12 protein-coding genes are annotated in these 13,699 nt (G+C 71.5%); 4 read left to right on the forward strand and 8 right to left on the reverse strand.

All coding sequences use genetic code 11. The features are described from left to right. Positions 1-70: 70 nt before the first annotated feature. The 6 genes from ACFYXC_RS25740 to iolC form a co-directional block, all read right to left on the reverse strand. Positions 71-853 (reverse strand): GntR family transcriptional regulator, encoded by a 783-nt coding sequence (locus ACFYXC_RS25740; RefSeq protein WP_389554207.1) that lies wholly within the window; start codon positions 851-853, stop codon positions 71-73. A 27-nt stretch (positions 854-880) separates the two neighbouring features. Then, positions 881-2,377 carry a CoA-acylating methylmalonate-semialdehyde dehydrogenase gene (locus ACFYXC_RS25745; protein WP_389554208.1) on the reverse strand — a complete coding sequence of 499 codons (1,497 nt, stop codon included), beginning with the start codon at positions 2,375-2,377 and terminating at the stop codon, positions 881-883. A 43-nt stretch (positions 2,378-2,420) separates the two neighbouring features. Then, positions 2,421-4,295, reverse strand: a complete 1,875-nt coding sequence (gene iolD, locus ACFYXC_RS25750) for a 3D-(3,5/4)-trihydroxycyclohexane-1,2-dione acylhydrolase (decyclizing) (RefSeq protein ID WP_389554209.1) — start codon at positions 4,293-4,295, stop codon at positions 2,421-2,423. Positions 4,296-4,362: 67 nt separating this feature from the next. Next, positions 4,363-5,235, reverse strand: a complete 873-nt coding sequence (gene iolB / locus ACFYXC_RS25755) for a 5-deoxy-glucuronate isomerase (RefSeq protein ID WP_388920164.1) — start codon at positions 5,233-5,235, stop codon at positions 4,363-4,365. Positions 5,236-5,260: 25 nt separating this feature from the next. Further along, complete coding sequence (locus ACFYXC_RS25760) at positions 5,261-6,139, reverse strand: deoxyribose-phosphate aldolase (RefSeq protein ID WP_388920167.1); 879 nt, start codon at positions 6,137-6,139, stop codon at positions 5,261-5,263. Positions 6,140-6,198: 59 nt separating this feature from the next. Further along, the gene (gene iolC, locus ACFYXC_RS25765; protein ID WP_389554210.1) at positions 6,199-7,149 is read right to left on the reverse strand and encodes a 5-dehydro-2-deoxygluconokinase; all 951 of its coding nucleotides are present in this window, start codon (positions 7,147-7,149) and stop codon (positions 6,199-6,201) included. A gap of 267 nt (positions 7,150-7,416) precedes the next feature. On the opposite strand from iolC, the gene ACFYXC_RS25770 reads away from it, so the two are divergent. The 4 genes from ACFYXC_RS25770 to ACFYXC_RS25785 are packed head-to-tail and all read left to right on the forward strand — an operon-like array spanning position 7,417 to position 11,506. Continuing rightward, positions 7,417-8,433 (forward strand): sugar ABC transporter substrate-binding protein, encoded by a 1,017-nt coding sequence (locus ACFYXC_RS25770; RefSeq protein ID WP_388920173.1) that lies wholly within the window; start codon positions 7,417-7,419, stop codon positions 8,431-8,433. 5 nt (positions 8,434-8,438) lie between these two features. Beyond that, entirely contained in the window at positions 8,439-9,512 is a 1,074-nt protein-coding gene (locus tag ACFYXC_RS25775) for an ABC transporter permease (protein WP_388920176.1), read from the forward strand. A gap of 3 nt (positions 9,513-9,515) precedes the next feature. Then, complete coding sequence (locus ACFYXC_RS25780; RefSeq protein ID WP_389554211.1) at positions 9,516-10,487, forward strand: ATP-binding cassette domain-containing protein; 972 nt, start codon at positions 9,516-9,518, stop codon at positions 10,485-10,487. After that, entirely contained in the window at positions 10,487-11,506 is a 1,020-nt protein-coding gene (locus ACFYXC_RS25785) for a Gfo/Idh/MocA family protein (protein WP_389554212.1), read from the forward strand. The genes ACFYXC_RS25780 and ACFYXC_RS25785 overlap by 1 nt, the downstream gene beginning before the upstream one ends. 121 nt (positions 11,507-11,627) lie before the next feature. Here the strand turns inward: ACFYXC_RS25785 and ACFYXC_RS25790 are convergent, their stop codons facing one another. Together ACFYXC_RS25790 and ACFYXC_RS25795 are read right to left on the reverse strand one after the other, a co-directional pair. Next, positions 11,628-12,641, reverse strand: coding sequence for a Gfo/Idh/MocA family protein (locus tag ACFYXC_RS25790; protein ID WP_389554213.1), 1,014 nt, complete (start codon positions 12,639-12,641; stop codon positions 11,628-11,630). After that, positions 12,638-13,642, reverse strand: a complete 1,005-nt coding sequence (locus tag ACFYXC_RS25795; protein WP_389554214.1) for a Gfo/Idh/MocA family oxidoreductase — start codon at positions 13,640-13,642, stop codon at positions 12,638-12,640. Before ACFYXC_RS25795 ends, ACFYXC_RS25790 begins: the two co-directional genes overlap by 4 nt. Between the last annotated feature and the right edge of the window lie 57 nt (positions 13,643-13,699).

Here is a 13,699-nt window from a genome sequence, read left to right on the forward strand (position 1 = left end):
CGGTGCACCCGCGTCGCACGGGCTCAACCTACCGCCGGGGACGGTCACCGGGCTCGGTGGCCGCATCCGATCAGGGGCGGACGAGCAGCTGGAAGTCGAAGGTGTAGCGGGAAGCCCGGTAGACGTGGGTCCCGTACTCCACGGCCCGTCCGGTGTCGTCGAAGGCCGTGCGCCGCATGGTCAGCAGTGCGGCTCCCGCGGGTTCGTCGAGCAGGCCGCCCTCCTCGGCGGTGGCGCTGCGGGCGCCCACGGTCTGGTGGGCGCTGTGCAGGGTGATCCCGGCGGACCGCATCATCCGGTAGAGACCGGTCGCCTCCAGCCTGTCGGTCTCCAGGGCGAGGAGCGCGGCGGGCAGGTAGTTGCAGAGGTGGGCCATGGGTTCGCCGTGGGTGGAGCGCAGCCGTTCGAGCACGATGACGTCCCGGCCCTCGGGGATGCCGAGGGCCGCGGCGACCTCGGCCGAGGCCGACTCGACCTCGTTGCGCAGGACCCGGGTGGCGGGGCTCTGGCCGGCGGCCGCGAGGTCGTCGTACAGGCTGGTCAGTTCCAGCGAGCGGCGGACCTGGCTGTGCACGACCTGGGTGCCGATGCCCCGGCGGCGTACCAGCAGGCCCTTCTCCACCAGGGACTGGATGGCCTGGCGGACGGTCGGCCGGGACAGGCCGAGCCGGGCGGCGATGTCCACCTCGTTGCCCAGCAGGTCGCCCGGGGCGAGCGCCCCGTGCTCGATGGCGGACTCCAGTTGCTGGGCGAGCTGGTAGTAGAGCGGGATCGGGCTGGCCCGGTCCAGGGCGACCTCCAGGCGCTCGAAGGCCCCGGCGGTCGCCGGGCGTGCGGTGTCGGTCTCTGTCACGGGAGCCCCTCCCTTCGGATGGCGTCGTCAGGAGTGGCTGGGGAAGCCGAGGTTGATGCCGCCGCTGTCCGCCGGGTCGGGCCAGCGGGTGGTGACGACCTTCCCCCGGGTGTAGAAGGCGACGCCGTCGTTGCCGTAGATGTGGTGGCCGCCGAAGAGCGAGTCCTTCCAGCCGCCGAAGGAGTGGTAGCCGACCGGGACGGGGATCGGCACGTTGACGCCGACCATGCCGGCCTGGACCTCCAGCTGGAAGCGGCGGGCGGCGCCGCCGTCCCGGGTGAAGATCGCGGTGCCGTTGCCCCAGCGGGAGCTGTTGATCAGCGCGACGGCCTCCTCGTACGTGTCGGTGCGGACGACGCACAGCACGGGCCCGAATATCTCGTCCCGGTACGCGTCCGCGGTGACCGGGACCTTGTCGAGGAGCGAGACACCGAGGAAGAAGCCGTCCTCGTGGCCCGGCACGGTGAGGCCGGTGCCGTCCACGACGACCTCGGCGCCCTGGGCGGCGGCGCCCGCCACGTACGAGGCCACCTTGTCGCGGTGCTCGCGGGTGATGAGCGGGCCCATCTCGCTGGCGGGGTCGTCGCCGGGTCCGATCTTCAGTGCCGCGGCCCGTTCGGCGATCTTCCCGACCAGTTCGTCGCCGGTGCCGCCGACCGCGACGACGACCGAGACGGCCATGCAGCGTTCGCCGGCCGAGCCGTACGCCGCGTTGATGGCCTGGTCGGCGGCGAGGTCCAGGTCGGCGTCGGGCAGCACCAGCATGTGGTTCTTGGCGCCGCCGAGGGCCTGCACGCGCTTGCCGTGCTCGATGCCCTTGAGCTGGATGTACTTGGCGATGGGCGTGGAGCCGACGAACGAGACGGCGGTGACGTCCGGGTGCTCCAGGAGGCGGTCCACGGCCACCTTGTCGCCCTGCACGACGTTGAGCACGCCGTCGGGCAGTCCGGCCTCGGAGGCCAGCTCGGCCAGCCGGAGCGAGGCGGAGGGGTCCTTCTCGCTCGGCTTGAGGACGAAGGTGTTGCCGCAGGCGACGGCCAGCGGGAACATCCACATCGGCACCATGGCCGGGAAGTTGAACGGCGTGATCCCGGCGACGACACCGAGGGGCTGGCGGATGGCGGCCACGTCGACCTGGTTCGAGACCTGGGTGGACAGCTCGCCCTTCAGCAACTGCGGGACCGAGCAGGCGAGTTCGACGATCTCCATGCCCCGGGCGACCTCGCCGAGCGCGTCGGAGTGCACCTTGCCGTGCTCGGCGGTGATCAGCCCGGCGAGCTCGTCGCGGTGCGCGTCGAGCAGTTCGCGGTACTTGAAGAGCACGGAGGTGCGCCTGGCGAGCGAGGCGGTGCCCCAGCTCTCGAAGGCGGCCTTCGCGGAGGCGACGGCGGCGTCCACCTCGTCCGCGGAGGCGAAGGGCACCTGCTTCTCCTGGGCGCCGGTGGCCGGGTCGTAGACGGGTCCGAAGCGGCCGGAGGTGCCCTGGACGGGCTTCCCGCCGATCCAGTGGTCGATGGTCTTCATGCGGTACGGGTCCTTTGCGTGGGTGGGAGGTCGGGGCGGGGAGTCAGAGGTGGCGGCGGCGGTCGGCGACCTGGCCCTCGTACGTGGCGCGGGCGGCGGTGGCCGCCTCGCGGGAGGCGACCTCGGCGACCGGTACGTCCCACCAGGCTTCGGCGCCGGGCGCGCTGGGCGTGGGGTCGGTCTCGACGTACACGCAGGTCGGCCGGTCGGAGACACGGGCGGCGGCCAGCGCGTCCCGCAGTTCGCGCACGGTCTTGGCGCGCAGGACGTCCATGCCGAGGCTGGCGGCATTGGCGGCGAGGTCGACCGGCAGCGGGTCGCCGGTGAAGCTCCCGTCCGGGGCGCGGTAGCGGTAGGCGGTGCCGAAGCGCTCGGCGCCGACGGACTCGGAGAGCCCGCCGATGGAGGCGTACCCGTGGTTCTGGATGAGCACCAGGTTGACGGGCAGGCCCTCCTGGACGGCCGTGACGATCTCGGTGGGCATCATGAGGTACGTGCCGTCGCCGACCAGTGACCAGACGGGGATGCCGGGGGCGGCCTGCTGGACGCCGATGCCGGCCGGGATCTCGTAACCCATGCAGGAGTAGCCGTACTCCAGGTGGTACTGGCGCGGGCTGCGGGCGCGCCACAGCTTGTGCAGGTCGCCGGGGAGCGAGCCGGCCGCGTTGATGACCACGTCCTCGTCGCCGACCACCGCGTCCAGGGCTCCGAGGACCTGGGTCTGGGTGGGGACCGCGTGCTCGTCGTCGGCCCGGTAGACGGCGTCCACGACGGCTTCCCAGCGTTCCTTGCCCGCGCGGTACTCGCCCTCGTACGCCTCGTCCACCCGGTGCCCGGCGAGCGCCTCGGTGAGGGCTTCCAGGCCCGCGCGGGCGTCGGCCACCAGGGTCCGCGCGCTGAGCTTGTGGGCGTCGAAGGCGGCGACGTTGAGGTTGACGAACCGTACGTCCGGGTTCTGGAAGAGCGTGGCGGAGGCGGTGGTGAAGTCCGAGTAGCGGGTGCCGACGCCGATGACCAGGTCGGCGGTGCGGGCCAGGTCGTCGGCGACGGCGGTACCGGTGTGTCCGATGCCGCCGACGTCCGCCGGGTGGTCGTAGCGCAGGGAGCCCTTGCCGGCCTGGGTGGACGCGACGGGGATGCCGGTGGCGTCCACGAACGCCTTCAGCGCCTGCTCGGCCTCGCTGTGGTGGACGCCGCCGCCCGCGACGATCAGGGGACGCCGGGAGCCGCGTACGGCCTGTGCCGCGGCGGCCAGCTCGGCCGGTTCGGGCGCCGGCCGGCGGACGTGCCAGACCCGCTCGGCGAAGAACTCCGCGGGCCAGTCGTACGCCTCGGTCTGCACGTCCTGCGGCAGGGCGAGGGTGACGGCGCCGGTGTCGACGGGGTCGGCGAGCACCCGCATCGCGTTCAGAGCGGACGGGATCAGCGCCTCGGGGCGGGTGATCCGGTCGAAGTAGCGGGAGACCGGGCGCAGGGTGTCGTTGACGGACAGGTCGGCCTCGACGGGGTGTTCCAGCTGCTGGAGCAGCGGGTCGGCGGCGCGGGTCGCGAAGTAGTCGCCGGGCAGGAGCAGCACGGGCAGCCGGTTGATCGTGGCCAGGGCCGCGCCGGTGACGAGGTTGGTGGCGCCGGGGCCGATGGAGGTGGTGACGGCCTGTGCGGAGAGCCGGTCGAGCTGGCGGGCGTGACCGACGGCGGCGTGCACCATGGCCTGTTCGTTGCGGCCCTGGTGGAAGGGCATGGTCTCCTCGCCGGCCTCCAGGAGCGCCTGGCCGAGGCCCGCCACGTTGCCGTGGCCGAAGATCCCCCAGGTGCCGGCGATCAGCCGGTGCCGTACGCCGTCGCGTTCGGTGTGCTGCGCGGCCAGGAAACGCACCAGTGCCTGGGCGACGGTCAGGCGGAGGGTGGAGCGGTTCATCGGTTCCTCACTCGGATGCGGAGGGGATGCGGCGGGAAGGCGGAGGGACGGGCAGGGGGGCGGCGGCTCAGGTCAGCCGCGGGTCGACCGGCTGGTCCTGCCAGCTCTCCCTGATCCAGGCGTGGTCGGGGTGGTCGCAGATCAGCCAAGCCCGCTCGGCGCCGGGACCCGCCATGACGTTGAGGTAGTACATGTCGTGGCCCGGGGTGGCGATCGAGGGGCCGTGCCAGCCGTCCGGGATGAGGACGACGTCGCCGCCGCGCACCTCGGCGAGCACGTCCGTGCCGCTGCCGTTGCCGGACGGTGAGACCCGCTGGTAGCCGAGGCCGGGAGTGCCCTCGTGGTCGGCGATCTCGAAGTAGTAGATCTCCTCCAGCTGCGACTCCTCGCCGGGCCGGTCCTCGTCGTGCTTGTGCGGCGGGTACGAGGACCAGTTGCCGCCGGGGGTGATCACCTCGACCGCGATGAGTTTGTCGCACTCGAAGACGCCGGCCGCGCCGAAGTTGTGCACCTTGCGGGAACAGGTGCCGCTGCCCCGCAGTTCGACGGGCACGGACGCGGCGGGGCCGTAGCGGGCCGGCAGGCGGCGGTCGCAGCGGGCCCCGGTGAGCGCGAAACGGCCGCCCTCGTGGGAGGTGAGGGCGGCGGTCGCGTCCCTGGGCACGTAGACGAAGTCGCTGACGCCGCTGAACACGTCCGCGCGGCCGTGCAGTTCGTACTCCTCACGGCCGTAGTCGTCGGTGACGGCGACGGTGCAGCCGCCGCCGAGCGAGGTGACGATCCACTCGCTGTCCCCCGCGGTGAACAGGTGCGTGCCGCCGGGCGGCAGTTCGAGGACGCGGAGGCTGGAGTGGTTCCAGCCCGCGCTCTCCGGGGTGACATCGACGGCGTACGGACCGCTCGCGGCCTTGCCCGCGGGCAGGTGGTGTGCGCTGGTCATGACGTGTGGTCCTTCCGGTCTCCGGTCAGAGCAGGCCGACGGCGGTGTCCACCGCGGTCTCCACGGTGCCCTCGGCGGGGTAGAGCAGCGACCGGCCGACGACCAGTCCCTGGACGGTGGGCAGCCGCAGGGCCTTCCGCCACCGCTCGTACGCGCCCTCCTGGTCCCTGCCGACCTCGCCGCCGAGCAGGACGGCGGGCAGGGTGGAGGTCTCCAGCGTGGCTGCCATGTCGTCCGGGTCGCTGGTGACGGGCAGTTTCAGCCAGGTGTAGGCGGAGGTGCCGCCGAGGCCGGAGGCGATGGCGATGGACCGGGTGACGGCCTCCGCGGTGAGGTCGCTGCGGACCTTTCCCTCGACGCGGCGGGAGATGAACGGCTCGACGAACACGGGGAGCCGGTGCGCGGCCATGTCGTCGATCGCCCTGGCGGACGACTCCAGCGTGGTCAGCGAGCCGGGGTCGCCGTAGTCGATGCGCAGCAGCAGCTTGCCCGCGTCGAACTCGAGGCGGGCGATGTCCTGGGCGCGGTACCCGGTGAAGCGGTCGTCCATCTCGAAGGCGGCGCCCGCCAGTCCGCCCCGGTTCATGGAGCCCATGACGACCTTGTCCTCCAGCGCGCCGAGCAGGAGGAGGTCCTCCAGGATGTCGGCGGTGGCGAGCACCCCGTCCACGCCCGGCCGGGACAGCGCGACGCACAGGCGCTCCAGCAGGTCGGCGCGGTTGGCCATGGCGAGCCGGTGGTCGCCGACGCCGAGCGCGCCGCGTGCCGGGTGGTCGGCGGCCACGATCATGAGGCGGCCGCTGTCGCCGACGAGGGGACGCCGGCTGCGGCGGGCGGCCGCTTCGGCCACGGCCTCCGGGTGCCGGGCACGCACCCTGACGAGGTCGGGGATGGTGATGCTCAAGGGTTGGCTCCGTTCGGGGGGTGCGGCGTCGGCCGCGGGAGGTTCAGCCGCGTGGCGGTTCAGCCGCGGGAGGTGACGAGATCCTCGACCTCGGCGGCGGTCGGCATCGCGGACGAGCAGGCGAGGCGGGAGGCGACCAGGGCGCCGGCCGCGTTGGCGTACCGCATGGTCTTCTCCAGTTCCCAGCCGGCCAGCAGGCCGTGGCAGAGCGAGCCGCCGAACGCGTCGCCCGCGCCGAGCCCGTTGACCACCTCGACGGGCACGGGGGGCACTTCGGCGCAGGTGCCGTCGCGGTGGACGGCGAGGACGCCCTTGGGACCCTGCTTGACGACGGCCAGTTCGACGCCGGCTTCGAGGAGTGCCTCGGCGCAGGCCCGCGGTTCCCGGACCCCGGTGGCGATCTCGCACTCGTCGAGGTTGCCGACGGCGACGGTGGCGTGCCGCAGGGCCTCCGCGTAGTACGGGCGCGCCGCGTCGGGGTCCTTCCAGAACATCGGGCGCCAGTCGAGGTCGAAGACGGTGGTCCCGGACCTGTCGCGGGCCTTGAGGGCGGCGAGCGTCGCCGAGCGGCTGGGCTCCTCGCTCAGTCCCGTGCCGGTGATCCAGAAGATCTTCGCGGCGCGCAGGGCGAAGAAGTCGAGCTCGTCGGTGTGGATCTCCAGGTCGGGCGCCTTGGGCTGCCGGTAGAAGTACAGCGGGAAGTCGTCGGGCGGGAAGATCTCACAGAACGTGACCGGCGTGGGGTAGGCGTCGACCGGAGTGACCCAGCGGTCGTCGACCCCGAAATCTTTCAGACTCTGGTGCAGATAAGCTCCGAAGGGATCATCGCCGGTCCGGCTGACGATCGCCGTCGCACGCCCCAGGCGTGCCGCGGCGACCGCCACGTTGGCCGCCGATCCGCCGAGGAACTTGCCGAAGGTCTCGACGCGTGCCAGCGGTACACCGGTCTGCAGGGGGTAGAGGTCGACACCGATGCGACCCATGGTGATCAGGTCGAAGGACTCGGTCATACGCGTCGCTCCTCGTGGTCGGTGCGGATGTCCGGGGGGTGCGCCCGGGAGGGCGGACGCAGGGGACCGGTGTGTCCTAGGTGTAAGACCGGGGCCCTGTCATGTCAAGACTTTGTACTTACATTCTCACGTAGTCGTGAAATGATGTCTTAACAAAGTATTGACAGCGGGGTATATCAGGGACTTACATCCCCTCCCAACAGATCTCATCAGAACAGCCGAGCTTTCAGCTCCCTCTCCCCTGTCGCACAGTGAGGTGCCGGAAAGATGGACCGCACGTCTCGCCCCCGCTCCCGCAGAATCGCCCTCGCCGCCGCGGCCGCCGCGGCGGCCCTGATAGCCACCGGTTGTTCCAGCGACTCCGGCGGCAAGAAGGCCGAGGAGAACTCGGGCAACGCGTCCGCCGGCAAGGCCGACACTCCCCGTATGAAGGTCGCGATGATCACCCACGCGGCCCCCGGTGACACCTTCTGGGACCTCATACGCAAGGGCGCGGAAGCCGCCGCCGCCAAGGACAACGTCGAGCTCGTCTATTCGAACAGCCCCGACTCGTCGAAGCAGGCCAACCTCGTCCAGAACGCGATCGACCAGAAGGTCGACGGCATCGCGGTCACCCTCGCCAAGCCGGACGCGATGAAGTCCGTGGTCGCCAAGGCGAAGCAGGCGGGCATCCCGGTCGTCGGCCTCAACGGAGGCATCGACGACTGGAAGGAGCAGGGGCTCCTGGAGTACTTCGGCCAGGACGAGTTCGTGGCCGGTGAGGCATTCGGCGAGAAGCTCAACGAACTCGGCGCCAAGAACAACATCTGCGTCATCCACGAGCAGGGACATGTCGCCCTGGAGGCGCGCTGCGCCGGGGTGAAGAAGACGTTCAAGGGCAAGACCACGACCCTCAACGTGAACGGCACGAACATGCCGTCCGTGAAGTCGACGATCAACGCCAAGCTCAAGCAGGACACGTCGATTGACTACGTGGTCACCCTCGGCGCCCCGTTCGCCCTGACCGCCGTGCAGTCCGTGGGCGACGCGGGCAGCAAGGCGAAGGTCGCGACCTTCGACCTGAACAAGGAGATGGTCAAGGCCGTCGAGGACGGCGACATCGAGTTCGCCGTCGACCAGCAGCCGTACCTCCAGGGCTACCTGTCGGTGGACTCCCTGTGGCTGTACAAGACCAACGGCAACTTCAGCGGGGGTGGCCAGGAGCCGGTCCTGACCGGTCCGGCGTTCGTCGACAAGGAGAACGTGGCCGACATCGCGAAGTTCGCCGCGAAGGGCACTCGGTGACACCCATGACCCAGGCAACGGCACCGGCGGCGAGCTCCTCGTCGCCGGCTTCGCCGGCCGCTCCCAAGGACGGCCGGACCTCCCAGCGGTCCCTGGTCCGCAGGCTGGCGGCCCGCCCCGAGATCGGCGCCCTCATCGCGGCGATCGCGGTCTACGTCTTCTTCTTCGCGGTCGCCTCCCCCTTCCGTGAGGCGAGCTCGCTGGCCAACGTGCTCTACGAGGCGTCCGTCATGGGCATCATGGCGCTGCCGGTGGCACTGCTGATGATCGGCGGCGAGTTCGACCTGTCCGCCGGTGTCGCCGTCACCACCTCCGCGCTCACCGCCAGCATGTGGAGCTTCCAGCTGTCGATGAACGTGTGGACCGGCGTCGTCGTCGCCCTGGTGGTGGCGCTGGCGGTCGGCGCGTTCAACGGCTGGCTGCTGGTCCGCACCGGCCTGCCGTCGTTCCTGATCACCCTCGGGTCGTTCCTGATCCTCCAGGGCGCCAACCTCGCGGTCACCAAGCTCTACACGGGCAACGTCGCCACCGACTCGATCAGCGACATGGACGGCTTCGACCAGGCCAGGACCGTCTTCGCCTCGGAGATAGGCATCGGCGGCGTCGACGTGAAGATCACCGTCTTCTACTGGCTGATCCTCGCCGCCGCCGCGACCTGGCTGCTGCTGCGCACCAAGTTCGGCAACTGGATCTTCGCCACCGGCGGCAACAAGGAGAGCGCCCGCGCGGTCGGCGTGCCGGTCACCTTCACCAAGATCGCCCTGTTCATGACCGTGGGCGCCGGTGCCTGGTTCGTCGGCATGCACATCCTGTTCTCGTTCAACACCGTCCAGTCCGGCGAGGGCGTGGGCAACGAGTTCCTCTACATCATCGCCGCGGTCATCGGCGGCTGCCTGCTGACCGGCGGTTACGGCTCCGCGGTCGGCCCGGTCATCGGTGCGTTCATCTTCGGCATGGTCTCCCAGGGCATCGTCTACGCCAACTGGAACCCCGACTGGTTCAAGGCTTTCCTCGGCGTCATGCTCCTGCTCGCCGCCCTCGTCAATCTGTGGGTCCGCCGCCAGGCAACCCGGAGGTAACCCATGACCGACAACACCACCTCCCCCGCCTCCGCCGATGCCACCGAGGGCACGGAGGCCACCGGCAGCGCCCCGGTCACCGACGCGGTGGCCGCGGACCGGGCCGGAACCGCGGCCCGGGACGACGGACAGCCGATCGTCCAGTTGCGCGGCGCCGGCAAGGCGTACGGCAACGTCCGCGCGCTGCACGGCGTGGACCTGGCCGTCCACCCCGGCCGGGTCGCGTGCGTCCTCGGCGACAACGGCGCGGGCAAGTCGACCCTGATCAAGATCATCTCCGGGCTGCACCAGCACACCGAGGGCGAGTTCCTCATCGACGGCGAGGCGGTGCGGCTGAGCACGCCGCGCGAGGCCCTCGACAGGGGCATCGCCACCGTCTACCAGGACCTGGCCACCGTGCCCCTGATGCCGGTGTGGCGGAACTTCTTCCTGGGCTCGGAGATGACCAAGGGGCCCTGGCCCGTCCGGCGCCTGGACATCGCGGCGATGAAGGAGACCGCGGACGCCGAACTGCGCGCCATGGGCATCGTCCTGGACGACCTCGACCAGCCGATCGGCACCCTCTCGGGCGGCCAGCGGCAGTCCGTGGCCATCGCCCGGGCGGTCTACTTCGGTGCCCGCGTCCTCATCCTGGACGAGCCCACCGCGGCACTGGGCGTCAAGCAGTCCGGCGTGGTGCTCAAGTACATCGCCGCCGCCCGCGACCGCGGCCTGGGTGTCATCTTCATCACCCACAACCCCCACCACGCCTACATGGTCGGCGACCACTTCAGCGTCCTGCGCCTGGGCACCATGGAACTCTCCGCCGCCCGCAGCGACGTGACGCTCGAAGAGCTCACCAACCACATGGCCGGCGGGGCCGAACTCGCCGCCCTCAAACACGAGCTGGCCCAGGTCCGCGGCGTCGACGTCGACGGACTGCCCGAGGCCCAGGACGTACGGGCCCCGCTCGCGGCGTCGGAGGGGAAGTCCTGATGGCCGGCGACTCGACCCTCGGCGTGGCCGTCGTCGGCACCGGAAAGATGGGGGCCGACCATGTGCGCCGGCTCCACGAGGTGACGAACGGGGCCCGTGTGGCCGCGGTGGTCGACGTCGACGCGGAACGGGTCAAGCGCATCGCCGACGGCATCGAGGGCTGTTCCGCGTACACCGACCCGGCCGCCGCGATGGCCGCGGACGGTGTCGACGCCGTCCTGATCGCCTCCCCGGGGCCCGCCCACGAGGCGGCCCTGCTGGCGGCCTTCGAGCACGACCTGCCGGTCCTGTGCGAGAAGCCGCTGACGCCGGGGTCGGCCTCGGCCCTGCGCGTCCTGGAGGCCGAGCAGCGGCTCGGGCACCGCAGGGTGCAGGTGGGCTTCATGCGCCGGTACGACGCCGAGTACGTGAAGCTCAAGGCGCTGCTGGACACGGGACAGCTGGGCCGGCCGCTGATGCTGCACAACCGGCACCGCAATGTGGCGACCCCGCCCGGCTTCACCAGCGAGATGCTCATCAACGACTCCGTCGTGCACGAGATGGACATCACGCGCTGGCTGCTCGGCCACGAGATCACCGCGGTCACCGTGCTCAAGCCGACACCGTCGGAGAACGCCCCCACCGGCCTGCAGGATCCGCAGTTCGTCGTGTTCGAGACCGCCGGCGGCGCGATCGTGGACGTCGAGATCAACGTCAACTGCGGCTTCGGCTACCAGGTGCAGGCCGAGGTGGTCTGCGAGCGCGGCACGGCCCGTATCGGGGACGGCCACGCCCTGGTCACCCACCAGGCGGGCCGTTGGGGCGGCGCCATCGCGCAGGACTTCACGGAGCGCTTCGAGGACGCGTACGACCGCCAGATGCAGGCATGGGTGGACGCCACCCGGCGGGGCGAGGTCACCGGGCCGAGCGCCTGGGACGGCTACGCCACGGCCGCGGTCTGCGAGGCGGGCGTCCGCGCCCAGCAGGAGGGCACCCGCACAGAGGTCACCCTCGTAGACCGCCCGCCCTTCTACACCTGACCACCACGGGCAACTGCGCGCTCGTTTCAGGGGCACGGGCAACTGCGCGTTCTCGTCAGGGGCGCGGGGAACTGCGCGACCAGCCCCCACGCACCCGCACCCGACGAACCGGCCGCGCGCGCTAGATCTCCGTACGGGGCCGGGGCGCGAACCCGGCGCCCCGGTAACAGTCGTCGATCAACCGCATCGTCGCCACCGCGTCCCCCGCATCGAGCGGCAGCACCCCCCGCCCCCGCACATGCGCCGCGAACGCCTCCAACTGGTACGTGTACGAGGACCGCTTGCCGAGCTGCTCGGTCCGCTCCCCCTCGGGCGTGCGGACGACGACGCGGTCGTCCCGGTGCGGCAGGACGAAGTTCATCGCGGTCGCCTCACCCCGGGACCCGACGATCCGGCAGGTCATCCGCAGCTCGCCGTGGTCCATGTGGCAGCGCGCGGACCCGGTCGCCCCGCCCGGGAAGGCCAGGTCCGCGTCCAGCCACTCGTCGACCTCGGGAGCGCCCTCGCGGCCACCGCCCCTGGCGGCGACCAGGGTGGGTGCCCCGCCCGCCCAGGGGGCCAGCATCCGCAGGGCGTGCACGCTGTAGCAGCCGAGGTCCATGAGCGCGCCGCCGGCCAGCGGCAACGACCAGCGCGGGTCCTCGGCGGGCGGGGCGGGGACGGCGACGAACGCCTCGGCGTGCCGCAGCTCCCCGAGCTCGCCGGACTCCAGCAGTTCGTGCAGGCGCCGGGTGACGGGGTGGAAGAGGTAGTGGAAGGCTTCCATGAATACGGTGCCCGCCTTGTCGGCGGCGCCCTGGACCTCCAGGGCCTCCTCGGTGTTGCTCGCGGAGGGCTTCTCCGTCAGCACGTGCTTGCCCGCGGCGAGCGCGGCGAGGTTCCACGGGCCGTGCAGACCGTTCGCCAGAGGGTTGTAGACCACCTCGACCCGGGGGTCGGAGATCACGTCGGCGTACGAGTCCAGGACCCGTTCGACGTCGTTCTCGGCGGCGAACGTCTCGGCCCGGGACCGGTCGCGGGCGGCCACCGCGACGAGACGGTGGCCGGTCACGCGGGCCGGGCCGACGAGGGACAGATCGGCGATGCGGGCGGCGCCCAGCACTCCGATGCGCAGTGGCTCGACCGGGACGGTCATGCGCCGCGTACCTCCTCGATCGTCACGGTGCGGTGTTCCCGCAGGGAGAGTGTGCAGGCTTCGGCGATCCAGCCGGCCTCCAGCGCCTCGGCGACGGTGCACGGAGAGGTCAGCCGGCCGGCGACGACATCGGTGAACGCGCTCAGTTCGGCACGGTACGCCTCGGCGAAGCGGTCCATGAAGAAGTCGTGCGGAGTGCCCGCGGGGAAGGTGACGCCGGGCTCGACGGAGCGCAGCGGCAGTTTGTCCTCCAGGCCGACCGCGATGCTGTCCCGGAAGCCGTGCAGTTCCATGCGGACGTCGTAGCCGCGCGCGTTGTGGCGGGAGTTGGAGACCACCGCGAGGGTGGCGTCGTCGAGGGTGAGGACCGCCGCCGTGGTGTCGGCGTCCCCGGCCTCGGCGATGTAGGGCTCCCCGCGGTTGCTGCCGGTCGCATACACCTCGGTGACCTCGCGCCCGGTGACCCAGCGGATGATGTCGAAGTCGTGCACGGAACAGTCCCGGAAGATCCCTCCGGAGGCCGCGACGTACGCGGCCGGGGGCGGCGCCGGGTCGAGCGTGGTGGACCGCACGGTGTGCAGCGGGCCGAGTTCGCCGCTGCGGACGGCGGTGCGGGCGGCCACGAATCCGGCGTCGAAGCGCCGGTTGTAGCCGATCTGGATCTCCACACCGCTGTCGAGCACGGCGTGCAGGACCTCGACGCCCTCCTTCATGGTGCGGGCGACGGGCTTCTCGCAGAAGACCGGCACGCCCGCCTCGACGGCGGCGAGGAGCAGCCCGGGGTGGGCGTCGGTCGCGGCGGCGACGACCACGCCGTCCACGCCGGCGGCCAGGACGGCCTCGGGCGAGTCCTTGGCCTCGGCGCCGAAGCGTTCGACGGCCGCCGTGACCGCGCCCCGGTACGGGTCGGCGACGACGAGGGACTCGACCACGTCGAGCCGGGAGAGGGTCTCGGCGTGGAAGGCGCCGATCCGGCCGAGGCCGAGGATGCCGATACGCATGGTTCAGGGGCTCCTTGATGACGTGCTTGAGTTCGGGGCCGGGTCCGCCGTGCGGCG

The organism is Streptomyces sp. NPDC002701 (assembly GCF_042889045.1).
Classification (GTDB): Bacteria; Actinomycetota; Actinomycetes; order Streptomycetales; family Streptomycetaceae; genus Streptomyces.

Coding starts and splice junctions, on each gene's coding strand:
- ACFYXC_RS25785 (WP_389554212.1), top strand. CDS start 10,487: ATGGCCGGCGACTCGACCCTCGGCGTGGCCGTCGTCGGCACCGGAAAG.
- iolD (WP_389554209.1), bottom strand. CDS start 4,295: ATGAACCGCTCCACCCTCCGCCTGACCGTCGCCCAGGCACTGGTGCGT.
- ACFYXC_RS25790 (WP_389554213.1), bottom strand. CDS start 12,641: ATGACCGTCCCGGTCGAGCCACTGCGCATCGGAGTGCTGGGCGCCGCC.
- iolC (WP_389554210.1), bottom strand. CDS start 7,149: ATGACCGAGTCCTTCGACCTGATCACCATGGGTCGCATCGGTGTCGAC.
- ACFYXC_RS25780 (WP_389554211.1), top strand. CDS start 9,516: ATGACCGACAACACCACCTCCCCCGCCTCCGCCGATGCCACCGAGGGC.
- ACFYXC_RS25745 (WP_389554208.1), bottom strand. CDS start 2,377: ATGAAGACCATCGACCACTGGATCGGCGGGAAGCCCGTCCAGGGCACC.
- ACFYXC_RS25795 (WP_389554214.1), bottom strand. CDS start 13,642: ATGCGTATCGGCATCCTCGGCCTCGGCCGGATCGGCGCCTTCCACGCC.
- iolB (WP_388920164.1), bottom strand. CDS start 5,235: ATGACCAGCGCACACCACCTGCCCGCGGGCAAGGCCGCGAGCGGTCCG.
- ACFYXC_RS25770 (WP_388920173.1), top strand. CDS start 7,417: ATGGACCGCACGTCTCGCCCCCGCTCCCGCAGAATCGCCCTCGCCGCC.
- ACFYXC_RS25775 (WP_388920176.1), top strand. CDS start 8,439: ATGACCCAGGCAACGGCACCGGCGGCGAGCTCCTCGTCGCCGGCTTCG.